Below are 12,563 nucleotides of genomic sequence, written 5' to 3'. Positions count from 1 at the left end.
CATGGATCCGAAGAAGTGTAAAGAACAAAAAGTGAACATGCGTTGTTAATGGCCGAGCCCGCAGGCCTTCTCCCCGATCTCATCCTGCCAATCCTGAATGTTGATGGTCTTGGCGTCGGTCTTCAGCGTCTTGCTGCCTTTCGTCACCTTACCGGTCAATACATTGTAGTCGCAGGTCTGGCTATTATCCGGTTCGAGCGTATCGCGGGCATCGTAAGTGTAGCCGGCCACCACGAAACCGTTGTTGCGATAGGCAAGTGTTAGCGTTTGATGCCAACGATCGCGGCCGATTGCATCGTTCTGCGAGGTGATTGCGATCGAACCGTTCGGCAGCGCGGCGATCGAAGGTTCCTGGCCGTAAACACCGCTGGCTCTACCCCAGATCTTGTCAGGAGCGCTTGCTGCCAATTGCAATAGGGAATGCTCGTTGTCACGCAGATAAATGTAGATGCCGATGGAGGTTTCGGCCTGCTTGTCCGCCGGGGGAGCTACCAGAATGGCAAGGTCCGGTTTCCCGTCCTTGTTCCAGTCGCCGATCGCGGCGTCGACGATGCGCTCGGGTACAGATGTATTTTCTGCTTGAGCCGCAGTTGCGGTCAAAAGAATGGCGAGAGCGCCGGCAAGTGATTTCATCGTGATCTCCCTGTTTGCCCTTGCATAACGCTCGGTTGTACCGGCGTCCATCTGAGGGCAGAAAACCGTCCAATGAAATTTCCTGATGTGTCTATTGACTCTCGAACAAAAATGGAACAAAAAAGAAACATAACGAGTAAGGAGCGCCTAAATGACCGACATTATTCGAGACGTTGCAGCATTCACTTCCATCGTCATGTTCGTTGCCAGCTTTTCCCTCATCATGATGGCGATGTAAGTTTTGTCCCCCATTTGCACATGCTGTTCCCATATTTGATGGGAGCAACTTCTGGACTTTACGGTCCGCAATGCCGAAAATGCCGCTGATTCATTCAGGTGTGCGGAAGGGTATGAAATGGCGGATGCAGGTGGCAGCGGCGCGGCAGCGCCGGTCGGCGAAATGCCGGAATTCGTGCACCTCAGGGTTCATTCCGCCTATTCTCTGCTAGAGGGCGCATTGCCGCTCAAGAAGATATTGGCCAAGGCTGCCGGGGACAGTCAGCCTGCTATTGCCATCACCGATACCAACAATCTGTTCGTTGCCCTGGAATTCTCGCAAAAGGCGATGGATGAGGGGCTGCAGCCGATCATCGGCTGTCAGCTGTCGATCGATATGGAGGATGGCGGCGAGGGCGAGAAGCGCGGGCCGCAGCAGGCTCTGGCGAAGCTGCCATCCATCGTTCTGCTTGCCGCAACCGAGCGGGGATATGAGCGCCTCGTTGATCTCGTCAGCCGCGCTTATCTCGGCGGCGAGGGCAACAGCGCCGTTCACATTGCAGCATCATGGCTGGATGAAATCGGCACGGAAGGAATGATTGCACTCACCGGTTCGCTCACCGGTCCCGTCGATATGGCGTTGAAAGAAGGGCACGCCGCCCAGGCGCTCTCTCGGTTGTTGAGGCTGAAGCAGCTGTTCGGCGACAGGCTTTATGTCGAATTGCAGCGCCATGGCACCTATGATCGTCGTCACGAGCAGAAGATGATCAAGCTTGCTTATGAGCATGACATCCCGCTCGTTGCCACCAACGAAGCCTTTTTCCCGACGCGGGACGATTATGATGCGCATGACGCTTTGATGGCGGTGGCCCACAATGCCATTGTCTCGGACGATACGCGGTTCCGCCTGACGCCGGATCATTATCTCAAGAGCCGTGCCGACATGGCGAAACTGTTCGCCAATCTGCCCGAAGCGCTGGAGAACACGGTCGAGATCGCTCGCCGCTGCTCCTTCATCCTGAAGACCCGCAAGCCGATCCTGCCGCGCTTCACCGGCGCCACGGACGATGCGGAGGAGGCGGAACGCGCCGAGGCCGCCGAGCTGCGCGCTCAGGCGATTGAGGGGCTCGACCAGCGTCTCGCCTCGCTCGGCATGGCGCCGGGCTATGCGGAAAAGGATTATCGCGAGCGGCTGGAATTCGAACTGAGCGTTATCGAGCGCATGAAGTTTCCCGGCTACTTCCTGATCGTCGCGGACTTCATCAAGTGGGCCAAGCGTCACGATATCCCTGTCGGCCCAGGCCGCGGTTCCGGTGCGGGCTCGCTGGTCGCCTACGCTCTGACCATCACCGACGTCGATCCGCTGCGCTTCTCGCTGCTGTTCGAGCGCTTCCTCAATCCGGAACGCGTCTCCATGCCGGACTTCGATATCGACTTCTGCCAGGACCGGCGCGAAGAGGTGATCCGTTACGTGCAGGCCAAATACGGCCGCGAGCAGGTGGCGCAGATCATCACCTTCGGTTCGCTGCAGGCGCGCGCAGCCTTGCGCGACGTCGGTCGCGTGCTCGAAATGCCCTATGGCCAAGTGGACAAGATCTGCAAGCTGGTGCCGAACAATCCCGCCAATCCGACGCCGCTGAGCAAGGCGATCGAGGAGGAGCCGCGTCTGCAGGAAGAGGCGGACAAGGAGCCGGTCGTCGCCCGACTTCTCGACATCGCCCAGAAGATCGAAGGCCTCTATCGTCACGCGTCGACGCACGCCGCTGGTATCGTCATCGGCGACCGTCCGCTGTCGAAGCTCGTGCCGATGTATCGCGATCCGCGCTCCGACATGCCGGTCACCCAGTTCAACATGAAATGGGTGGAGCAGGCCGGGCTGGTGAAGTTCGACTTCCTCGGCTTGAAGACGCTGACAGTCCTCAAGACGGCCGTCGATTTTGTTGCCAAGCGCGGCATCTCTATCGATCTTGCCAGCATACCGCTCGACGACAAACCGAGCTATGAGATGCTCTCGCGCGGCGAGACGGTCGGCGTGTTCCAGGTGGAAAGTGCGGGCATGCGCAAGGCCCTGATCGGCATGCGTCCCGACTGCATCGAGGATATCATCGCGCTCGTAGCGCTCTATCGTCCCGGCCCGATGGAGAACATCCCGGTCTATAATGCCCGCAAGCATGGCGAGGAAGAGATCGAATCGATCCATCCGAAGATCGACTATCTTCTTAAGGAAACCCAGGGCGTTATCGTCTACCAGGAACAGGTGATGCAGGTCGCCCAGGTGCTTTCCGGCTATTCGCTCGGCGAAGCGGATCTTCTGCGCCGCGCCATGGGTAAGAAGATCAAGGCGGAGATGGACCAGCAGCGCGAGCGCTTCGTCGACGGAGCCATCAAGAACGGCGTTTCGAAGGGCCAGGCCGACGTCATCTTCGATCTGCTCGCGAAATTCGCCAATTACGGCTTCAACAAGTCGCATGCCGCTGCCTACGCCATCGTCTCCTACCAGACCGCCTATATGAAGGCGCACTATCCGGTGGAGTTCTTGGCAGCGTCGATGACGCTTGATATGTCCAACACCGAAAAGGTCAACGACTTCCGTCAGGATGCCAAGCGGCTTGGCATCGAGGTCATCGCACCTTCCGTGCAGACCTCGTTCCGCCATTTCGAGACGGGTGATAACCGCATCTACTATGCTCTGGCGGCCATCAAGGGCGTCGGTGAATCCGCCGTCGACCATATCGTCGAGGTGCGCGGCGACAAACCCTTTGCCGGCATCGAAGATTTCTGCCTGCGCATCGATCCCAAGCAGATCAACCGCCGCGTTCTGGAAAGCCTGATCTGCGCCGGCGCTTTCGATTGCTTCGAAATCGATCGCGCCCAGCTGATCGCCGGCCTCGACCGCATCATGGGCTATGCCCAGGTGGCGCAGGAAAACAAGCGCAGCGGCCAGCACGACATGTTCGGAAGTGCAGCCTCCGGTCCGGAAAAGATTGTGTTTCCGCCCTATACGCCATGGCTCGCCTCGGAGCGTTTGCTGCGCGAATTCCAGGTGCTCGGCTTCTATCTGACGGCACATCCGCTCGATACTTATAAGAGCGTGCTCGACAAGATGCGGGTGCAGCCGTTTGCCGAGTTCTCCGCCGCCGTAAAGCAGGGCGCCAGCAACGGCCGTCTCGCCGGCACGGTGATCTCCAAGCAGGAGCGCAAGACACGCACCGGCAACAAGATGGGCATCTTCGTCTTCTCTGATGCCTCGGGCCAGTTCGAAGCCGTGCTTTTCTCGGAAACGCTCAACCAGTATCGTGACGTGCTCGAAGTCGGCAAATCCTTCGTCATTACCGCCCAGGCAGATGAGCGCCCGGAAGGCATCAGCCTGCGCCTGCAGACGGCGCAGTCGCTGGAGGAGAAGTCGTTGCAGATGCAGAAGGCACTGCGCGTCTATGTCCGCGATTCCGGCCCGCTGAAAGCCGTCGCCGCGCATCTGAACGCCAAGGGCGATGGCCTGGTTTCCTTCATCGTCATCAAGGAGGAAGGAATGCGCGAGGTCGAGGTGGCACTGCCGGAGAAATATCGCATCACGCCCGAAATCGCTGCTGCCTTGCGCACGGCACCCGGCGTGATCGACGTGGAGCTGGTCTGAAGCAATTCCAGGAAAAGTGGATAGCGGTTTTCCGTCCGGAATTGCGTAAAAACAAAAAGGCTCTAGCCCTTCTTACCCAGCGCGCCATTGTTGGTAATGGTGATGAAATCGGTCTCGTTGCCGGTTTCCGGTCCCACACCGGTATCGGAAATCGTCAGTGACGACCCGGCTGTCAGCAAATCCTCGATGCGGTGACGGATATCGTCGGGAATGGTGATGCGATTGAGTGCCTGTCCGGCTGCGTCGAACGATTGCGATTGCTCCTCGCTGGTGATGCCGTAGCGCTTCTTCGTCTGCTTGCTCAAATCTTCTTCGAGCGTCATGCCGAACCAGTCGGCCTTTCCGCTGATCCGGTCGATCGCGTTGGCGGTGAAGAAATGCACGCCGAGCGCTTCTTGCGGCTCGGCGATAATTGCGGGGCCTTCGAAGAGCGGCTTGAAGTTCTGGCGGACCATGATCGCACCGTTCGGCGGTTCGCCCTTGCCGGCGGCGGCATAGACTGCCTTCATCAGCGCGGGGCTGACAAGGCCGCCCGTCGTCTTGATATTATGTGCCTTCTTGAAGTCTTCGATCGCCTGCACCGTCGCCGGCCCGAGCATCCCGTCGGGTGTTCCGGTGATAAAGCCCATTCCGTTCAGGATGCCCTGTAGGTCGCGCACGTTTTCGCGCAGCCCGCGCCGGGTGATGAGGATGCTGAGCGGCGCTGGATCGGCCGATGGCGCTAGAGTCTCCTGTGCCTTCGGTATCTTGATCGAGGTTACGTCATTCGTCGCGACCTGCAACGGTTGTGCCTGCGGCAGGAAGCTCGCGGTCATGGGACGCAGTTCGATGCCGGAAAACAGCGCCGGCGGTGGTGCTGGCAGCGGCTGGAACAGCGTCGCGTTTTCGAATGGCTGCGGCACGAGCGGCTGATCGGCGATGACGACATGGACGCCGCGCTCGGTCATTTGATAGAGCATCTTGGCAAAGGCCTTCGGCATGCGCACGCAGCCATGGGACGCCGGATAATTCGGCACCGAGTTGGACTCGTGCAGCGCAATTCCCGACCAGGTCAGCCTCTGCATGAAGGGCATAGGCGAGGCCGAGTAGAGGTTGGACTCGTGATAGACCTTCTTTTCCAGAATGGAGAAGATGCCGCTCGGGGTCGTGTGCCCGCGCTTGCCGGTGGAAACCTTCGAAGTCGCGATCACCTTGTCGCCGTCATAGACCGCAAGCGACTGCCTGTCCTTCGACACCACGATCTGCAGGGTGCGGGCATCCGGCGCAGCAAAGACGGGATGAGAAAGGGCGGTGGCTGACAACAGCGCGAGCCCCAGCAACAAAAATGGCTTCATAGACACAACCAGAACGCAATACTCGTTGCGCCCAAGGTTAGACTTCGAAGTTTAAGGAAGACTTGCCGAAAACTCATGCCTTTCCGCGTCCATGAAAACGTGAGTTCGCCGAATGCCAGCCCAATACAGCATCGCCGAAGCGGGGCGGCCACACTCTGCTTCGGCGATGAATGAAATCTGCGGCTTATGTGCGATCAGTGGACGTTGGAGGCCACCCAGTTGTGCCAGTCCTGCTCGCTGCCGTGGAAGGCGTTGAGGTCGATCCTGCCTTCGACGCCATGGGATACGCCGGAGCCGGAATATTGCCAGAACAGCCATTTGCGGCCCGGATAGACCTTGGATGGATGTTGAGCCACGGCGCGCAGCCAGAAGGGGTAGTCGAGCAGCTCGCCGCTGAGATTGTCGCGATAGAAATCCGGTGCGGTGTAGACGATCGGGCGCTGGCCGTAATGCTTTTCCAGCTTGTCCATGAAGACCTGCATCTTGGCGAGAACCTGCTCGCGCGAAGGACGCCGCTTGCAGCTCGACTCGCCATTCCATTCGACGTCGATGACAGGCGGCAGCGCTCCGGCCTCCTTGGGCACGTTGCGGATGAACCAGTCGGCCTGCTCTCCCGCAGTCCGGCACCAATAGAAGAAGTGATAGGCGCCGTGCTTCAGGCCGGCCTGCTGGGCGGCACGCCAGTTCTTCTTGAACATGGGATCGAGATGATCGCCGCCATCCGTTGCCTTGATGTAGACGAAGTTCGCACCCTGTGTGCGCAGCGTATCCCAGTCGATCTCGCCCTGCCAGCGCGAGACGTCGACGCCATGGACGGCGAGCTTCCGGGGCGAGGTAGACGTACCGAAGTTGATCGGCTTGGCATCGCGGAAGCGATGGCTGTAGATCTGCATCGGCTGCTGCCTCAGGGCGCGGGGCATCGGGTTTGATGGAGAGAGCATGGCGAGCGGCCGCTGCAGCGGCACGGGTGCGTCACCGTCGTCGCTCTGATCGGAAGGCATGATCCCCTCCGGACGGAGGTTCGTCGGCATGGCGACTGCGAGAGCCTGCTGTCGCTCGACGCGCGAAACCGTTTCGCCGATTTCGACCGACGGCACCGGCCTGCTGGTCTTTGCAATGGAACTCGTCAATTCTTTCGAAGGCGGTGCGGCTTGCGCGGCTTCGCGCTCACCTCGGGCGGCGCAGCCTGAAATCGTCAGGCAGGCGAGAAAAATGGTCGATACAGCCGATAGACGCATAGGAACCCGTACGCAAAACACACTCGGCGACGAGTTCACGCCGCCGGAAAGTTACAGAACCCAAGTCCTAATGGAAATTTACCAAAAAAGTTTGAATCCGAGCTTTTGCGCGCGAAAGAATCGCGCGCGTGGTGCGATTATTTGCGACACAGCCAAAAATCACCATATGGTGACTTGTGCTAAGTAATTGTTATTTGTGGTTTTTGTCGCCGAACGTGTAACCGGTTTCGACTGTCTTATTACCAAATTTCTCTCGCAGCTTGTCCATGGCTGCTTCCGCCGCGGCCCGTCGCGTGGCCTGAACGTCGATAAGATCGGGCGGATCTGCGCGTCCAGCATCGCCAAGATCGGTGACGCCGATGCCGATGAGGCGAAACTTCGTCCCACCCGTTTCGGGTTCGAGCAGCCTCAGACCGGTGCGGAAAATCCGGTCTGCAAGTTGGGTCGGGTCCTCCAGACGGCGGTTACGCGTGCGGATCTTGAAATCCGAGGTCTTGAGCTTCAGCACGACGGTCTGGCCGGCAATGCCGCTGCGTTTCAGACGCCGGGAAACCTTCTCGGAGAGATCGCGCAGGATCGGCACGAGATCCTCATGACGCCCGATGTCTTCGAAGAAGGTGGTTTCGGAAGACACGCTTTTCGCGGCTTCGTTTGGATGCACGGTCCGGTCGTCGATCCCGCGCGAGAGGCGGAAAAGCCGCTGCCCGATAACGCCGTAACGGCGCATGAGATCGCCTTCCTCCATGGCCTGCAATTGGCCGACAGTGCGGATGCCATCGCTTTCGAGCGTCGCGGCAAAGGCCTTGCCGACACCCCATATCGTCGTGACTGGCCGTGGCTCCAGAAAGGAGAGGGCCTCTTCCTTGCCGATGACGGAGAAGCCTCGCGGCTTTTGCAGGTCGGAGGCCACCTTGGCGAGGAACTTGCAGTACGACAGCCCAACGGAGATGGTAATGCCGATTTCCTGCTCCACCCGCTTGGCGAACTTGGCGAGAATGCGAGCCGGCGGATCGTGATGGAGCCGCTGTGTGCCGTCGAGTTCAAGAAACGCTTCGTCGATCGAAAGCGGCTGAACCAGCGGCGTCAGGTCCTGCATCATGCCTCGAACCTCGCGGCCGACGCGGACGTATTTCTCCATGTTTGGACGGATGACGATAGCCTGTGGGCAGGCTTCCAGCGCCTTGAACATCGGCATGGCGGAGCGCACCCCATGGATGCGGGCGATATAGCAGGCGGTGGAGACGACGCCGCGCTTGCCGCCGCCGATGATGACAGGCTTATCGGCGAGCTCCGGATTGTCGCGTTTTTCGATGGAGGCATAGAAGGCATCGCAATCGATATGCGCCAGCGTCAGTGCGTAGAGCTCCCGGTGGTAAACGAGGCGGGGGCTGCCGCAGCTCCGACAGCGCGTGCGCATGCCCGATTGCTCGCTCAAGCAATCGCGACAGAAGCCGGAGATCTTGTCGGGCGCATGGGTCATGGAACGAGAACAAAAATTGAACATCGCCACTTTATGTTCTAAGCTTGCGAGTCTCAAGCTGGAAAACTGCCGGGGAGGCGGGAGTGCAGAATTTAATCGTGCAGCCGTTGACGCCAGACCGATGGGACGATTTCGAGACGTTGTTTGGGCCAAGCGGCGCCTGTTATGGCTGTTGGTGCACCTATTTCCGCGTCCCGACATCGCAGCGCAAGACGATGGATGCAGCAGCAAAGAAGCAGTTGATCCGCGAGCGAATCTCGGCTGGGCCGCCGCCCGGCCTTCTAGGCTATAATGATGGACAACCGATCGCCTGGGTGCAGGTCGGTCCGCGTGCAGAGCTGCCGCAATGGAACTCGCCGAAAACGGTGTCGCGTCCGCTCGATCCCGCCGATGCGGAAGACAGTTCCGTCTGGGCGGTGAGCTGCTTCTTCATGAATTCGAAGGATCGCGGCAAGGGACACAGCCACCGCATGTTGTCGGAGGCCGTGAATTTTGCCCGTGCGTCAGGCGCGCGGTTGCTCGAAGGCTGTCCGATCGAGCGTACCAAGCAGTCGAAATCCGTCGGTCTCTATGTCGGTTCGCAGCGCATCTTCGAGGCCGCCGGATTTTTGGAAGTTGCAAAGCGCAAGGATGGCAGGCCTCTGATGCGCCTCGTGCTCTGAGGGCAGCTTGGGCGGCGTCAGCGCGCGATATGGGCCTGGATCAGCGGCGCTGCCTGGCTCCATTCATTGGCTTCTGGAATACCCGCGGCCGCTGCCGGTGCCATGCGGTGGACGATGGAATCCGGTTTCAGATTGATGAGGAGGCACTCCGGAACATGCTCGCTGACCGAATGCAGATTGTGGGCCATATCATCGACGAAGGCGAGGGGCATCTCGCGCCGCCGATGCAGCGAGCGCACGATCGGCCCCTTCGGCTGCAGCGACGCGAGCAGTGGATAGGCAAGCTCGAGTCTGTCCAGCAGTCGCCGCCTCTGTTCCCAGAACTGCGGCGGCATGGCGGTGAGGAAAACGATGTCAGCGTCTTTCGAGAATTCGCCGAGCGTATCGACCACGCGATCGAGTGGTGTCTGCCATTTTTCCTGTGCCTCGAAGAAGGCTCCGATCAGCCGATGAACATCCTTTTCTTCCAGCGCAGAGCCGTTGGCCTTGGAGACGATGTTGCCCGTCAGCCGGAAGGAACGCGGCAGGAATTCATGGCCTTCTGCCTCGATGAAGGTCAGGAAGGGCGCAAAGAAGTGCAAGACGACGTCGTCGACATCGCAAACGATCAACGGCCGCTCCTGCAGCTGGATATGCGATACGTCGAATTCGATCGGGGCATCCATGATCAGTATTCTCCAGAGGCAAGGCCTGGCGGCGAAAAATGCGCCGATGCAGCGGCGACGGCCTCCGGCGCAATGCCGCTGGCCTCGCAGAAGGCCAGCAATCTCGGTTCGTGGTTCATGAGGAAATCGAGCATACCGGCAAGAAAGGCCGGCTCGTTGATGGCGTTGCGCACCTGTGCCGGCTCTATGCCGGTCAGCGCCAAGAAGCGGCCGAACATATCCGGTTCATTGGCCAGCCAGCCGAGTACGGCAATGGCAGTCTCTTGCGGGTCGGCCGCGCTCTTCTTCGGGTTCTTGAAGTTACTTTGCATTTTGACGGGTGAGTTACCTATTTTTCAACCAAATGCCGGTAGTTTGCGATTCAAGTATTTCTGGAATCGGTTCCTCGCGACCCTATATTTCGAGAGAATGGATGCAATACCGGATGCAGGGACAGCTTTCCATGCCTAAGCAGGTAATGATTGTAGAAGACAACGAGCTCAATATGAAGCTCTTTCGCGATCTGATCGAAGCGTCCGGCTACACGACGATCCAGACCCGTAACGGTATGGAAGCGCTCGATCTCGCGCGCAAGCACCGTCCCGATCTGATCCTCATGGATATCCAGCTGCCGGAAGTTTCCGGTCTGGAGGTCACCAAATGGCTGAAGGAAGACGACGATCTTCACGTGATCCCTGTGATCGCGGTCACGGCCTTCGCCATGAAGGGCGATGAGGAGCGCATTCGCCAGGGCGGTTGCGAGGCCTATGTGTCGAAGCCGATTTCGGTGCCGAAATTCATTGAGACCATAAAGACCTATCTGGGCGACGCCTGATGATGGGGAAGAGCTGATGACCGCACGCATCCTGGTAGTCGACGATATTCCGGCCAATGTGAAGCTTCTGGAAGCGCGGCTGCTCGCCGAATATTTCGAAGTGCTGACAGCCGAAGACGGCTTGAAGGCGCTCGCCATTTGCGCGGGCACGCAGGTCGATCTCATCCTCCTCGATATCATGATGCCCGGCATGGATGGTTTTGAGGTGTGCGAACGCCTGAAATCCGATCCCCGCACCGCCCATATACCCGTCGTCATGGTCACGGCGCTCGATCAGCCTGCCGACCGTGTGCGCGGCCTGAAGGCCGGTGCCGACGATTTCCTGACCAAGCCCGTCAACGACCTGCAGCTCATTTCGCGCGTCAAGAGCCTGCTTCGCTTGAAGACATTGAGCGACGAGCTGCATATGCGCAACGAGACTGCGCGCAATTTCGGTATTGACGATCTGATGCGGGCTGGCGACGGCCGCACCGAGGAAGCCGGCCAGGTACTGCTGGTCGATGGCCGCGCCAATTCGCAGGAGCGTATCATCCGCACGCTCAAGCCGATCGCCCAGGTCGTCGCAATGTCCGATCCGCAGGCCGCTCTGTTCGAGGCTGCTGAACGGGCGTTCGAACTGGTCATCGTCAATTCGAATTTCGACGACTACGACCCGCTGCGGCTTTGCTCGCAGCTTCGTTCGCTGGAGCGCACGCGTTTTCTGCCCGTGCTGCTGGTGACGGAGCAGGGCGCAGACGACATGATCGTCCGCGCGCTGGATCTCGGTGTCAACGACTATATCGTCCGGCCGATCGATCCGAACGAACTCGTCGCGCGCTGCCTCACGCAGATACGCCGCAAACGCTATAATGATCGCCTGCGCGCCAGCGTACAGCAGACGATCGAGCTTGCCGTCACCGATGCGCTCACTGGCCTGCATAACAGGCGCTATCTCGACAATCACCTCAAGGTGCTTTTCGACCGTTCCCTGGCGCGGGGCCGGCCGCTCTCGATATTGATTACCGATATCGATCGCTTCAAGACCGTCAACGACACCCATGGCCACGATGCCGGCGATGAAGTTCTCAAGGAATTCGCCGCGAGAATCCGTTCCACGGTACGCGGCGCAGATCTCGCATGCCGTTATGGGGGCGAGGAGTTCGTTGTGGTTATGCCGGATACGCCTGCCGATACGGCCGCCGCGGTCGCGGAACGACTACGCGCTGCGGTAGAAAATATGCCGGTGAAATTACGCGAAAACGGTGTTGCGCTTAACATCACCGCTTCCTTCGGAATTTCGTGCCGTTTGGAGACGATCGAGACGCCGGAGCAGTTGATGAAGCAGGCGGACATTGCGCTTTACGAGGCCAAAAGAGCAGGACGCAATAGGGTTGTAGCTTCAGCGGCCTAGGGATGAATGGCGGAGAAATGCGGCCGCCCGTGAATATTGAGGGTATTTTTCAGGTTTTGAACAACAGTTCAAAATTTTTTGTTCTTTATCCTGCGGGCATCGTCACATAGCCTTGTTTTAAAGAAACGCTGCATACTTATACTTTTGAATTCGCCAGATACCTTCGCTTTTCGGGTACTTTCGAAATATTCTTGTCTTATCGGCATATAGTTTTGTTTTGTTGGCGGCGTGTTGATGAGATGTCCGTTGAAAGTTGACCGATTAACTGAATGTAATTTGTATATTCAAATGCTCTTGAATATCTGTATTCGATCTTTTCTAACAAAGGAGGCATTATCACTTTATTCTTGATAGTTTCTTGAGTTAATTTCACTAAGACTATCGGACATTCCTTTCCACCAAAGTCATGAATTTTAACCATCCGAGCAGACAGGCATTTTTTATCATTAAGAATTTGTTGATTTTCTTTCGGTTTCGCGCGAATTTAGTCTCGTACA

General features: G+C 58.4%; 10 protein-coding genes. 4 read left to right on the top strand and 6 right to left on the bottom strand.

Translation table 11 applies throughout. The features are described from left to right. Window positions 1–45: 45 nt before the first annotated feature. Window positions 46–633, bottom strand: a complete 588-nt coding sequence (locus JJQ51_RS26285) for a hypothetical protein (RefSeq protein ID WP_113351595.1) — start codon at window positions 631–633, stop codon at window positions 46–48. A gap of 355 nt (window positions 634–988) precedes the next feature. On the opposite strand from JJQ51_RS26285, the gene dnaE reads away from it, so the two are divergent. After that, on the top strand, window positions 989–4,483 hold the full coding sequence (gene dnaE / locus JJQ51_RS26280; RefSeq protein ID WP_113328965.1) for a DNA polymerase III subunit alpha: 3,495 nt from the start codon (window positions 989–991) through the stop codon (window positions 4,481–4,483). Between the two features lie 62 nt (window positions 4,484–4,545). On the opposite strand, the gene JJQ51_RS26275 is transcribed toward dnaE, so the two are convergent. From JJQ51_RS26275 to JJQ51_RS26265, 3 genes are all read right to left on the bottom strand, one after another. Further along, entirely contained in the window at window positions 4,546–5,817 is a 1,272-nt protein-coding gene (locus tag JJQ51_RS26275; protein WP_113351566.1) for a L,D-transpeptidase family protein, read from the bottom strand. 194 nt (window positions 5,818–6,011) lie between these two features. After that, window positions 6,012–7,055 (bottom strand): glycoside hydrolase family 25 protein, encoded by a 1,044-nt coding sequence (locus JJQ51_RS26270; protein WP_113328963.1) that lies wholly within the window; start codon window positions 7,053–7,055, stop codon window positions 6,012–6,014. 190 nt (window positions 7,056–7,245) lie between these two features. Next, the gene (locus JJQ51_RS26265) at window positions 7,246–8,535 is read right to left on the bottom strand and encodes a DNA polymerase IV (RefSeq protein ID WP_113351594.1); all 1,290 of its coding nucleotides are present in this window, start codon (window positions 8,533–8,535) and stop codon (window positions 7,246–7,248) included. Between the two features lie 83 nt (window positions 8,536–8,618). Between JJQ51_RS26265 and JJQ51_RS26260 the strand changes: the two genes are divergently transcribed. Next, on the top strand, window positions 8,619–9,197 hold the full coding sequence (locus JJQ51_RS26260; RefSeq protein ID WP_069614954.1) for a GNAT family N-acetyltransferase: 579 nt from the start codon (window positions 8,619–8,621) through the stop codon (window positions 9,195–9,197). Between the two features lie 17 nt (window positions 9,198–9,214). Here the strand turns inward: JJQ51_RS26260 and JJQ51_RS26255 are convergent, their stop codons facing one another. Together JJQ51_RS26255 and JJQ51_RS26250 are read right to left on the bottom strand one after the other, a co-directional pair. Further along, window positions 9,215–9,862, bottom strand: coding sequence for a hypothetical protein (locus JJQ51_RS26255; RefSeq protein ID WP_269245495.1), 648 nt, complete (start codon window positions 9,860–9,862; stop codon window positions 9,215–9,217). 2 nt (window positions 9,863–9,864) lie between these two features. Further along, window positions 9,865–10,173 carry a DUF3572 domain-containing protein gene (locus tag JJQ51_RS26250; protein ID WP_269245494.1) on the bottom strand — a complete coding sequence of 103 codons (309 nt, stop codon included), beginning with the start codon at window positions 10,171–10,173 and terminating at the stop codon, window positions 9,865–9,867. Window positions 10,174–10,304: 131 nt separating this feature from the next. Here JJQ51_RS26250 and JJQ51_RS26245 point away from each other — a divergent pair, with 131 nt between their 5' ends. Beyond that, the gene (locus JJQ51_RS26245; protein ID WP_028754034.1) at window positions 10,305–10,676 is read left to right on the top strand and encodes a response regulator; all 372 of its coding nucleotides are present in this window, start codon (window positions 10,305–10,307) and stop codon (window positions 10,674–10,676) included. A 16-nt stretch (window positions 10,677–10,692) separates the two neighbouring features. Beyond that, window positions 10,693–12,066 carry a PleD family two-component system response regulator gene (locus JJQ51_RS26240; protein ID WP_113351564.1) on the top strand — a complete coding sequence of 458 codons (1,374 nt, stop codon included), beginning with the start codon at window positions 10,693–10,695 and terminating at the stop codon, window positions 12,064–12,066. Window positions 12,067–12,563: the final 497 nt, after the last annotated feature.

Origin of the sequence: Rhizobium sp. AG207R, from assembly GCF_027109195.1 — a bacterium.
In the GTDB taxonomy this organism is placed as follows: domain Bacteria; phylum Pseudomonadota; class Alphaproteobacteria; order Rhizobiales; family Rhizobiaceae; genus Rhizobium; species Rhizobium dioscoreae.
The sequence above is the reverse complement of the archived record's forward strand: the minus strand, read 5'-3'. Positions and strand labels throughout refer to the sequence as shown.

Coding starts and splice junctions, on each gene's coding strand:
- JJQ51_RS26285 (WP_113351595.1), bottom strand. CDS start 633: ATGAAATCACTTGCCGGCGCTCTCGCCATTCTTTTGACCGCAACTGCG.
- dnaE (WP_113328965.1), top strand. CDS start 989: ATGGCGGATGCAGGTGGCAGCGGCGCGGCAGCGCCGGTCGGCGAAATG.
- JJQ51_RS26275 (WP_113351566.1), bottom strand. CDS start 5,817: ATGAAGCCATTTTTGTTGCTGGGGCTCGCGCTGTTGTCAGCCACCGCC.
- JJQ51_RS26270 (WP_113328963.1), bottom strand. CDS start 7,055: ATGCGTCTATCGGCTGTATCGACCATTTTTCTCGCCTGCCTGACGATT.
- JJQ51_RS26265 (WP_113351594.1), bottom strand. CDS start 8,535: ATGACCCATGCGCCCGACAAGATCTCCGGCTTCTGTCGCGATTGCTTG.
- JJQ51_RS26255 (WP_269245495.1), bottom strand. CDS start 9,862: ATGGATGCCCCGATCGAATTCGACGTATCGCATATCCAGCTGCAGGAG.
- JJQ51_RS26250 (WP_269245494.1), bottom strand. CDS start 10,173: ATGCAAAGTAACTTCAAGAACCCGAAGAAGAGCGCGGCCGACCCGCAA.
- JJQ51_RS26245 (WP_028754034.1), top strand. CDS start 10,305: ATGCCTAAGCAGGTAATGATTGTAGAAGACAACGAGCTCAATATGAAG.
- JJQ51_RS26240 (WP_113351564.1), top strand. CDS start 10,693: ATGACCGCACGCATCCTGGTAGTCGACGATATTCCGGCCAATGTGAAG.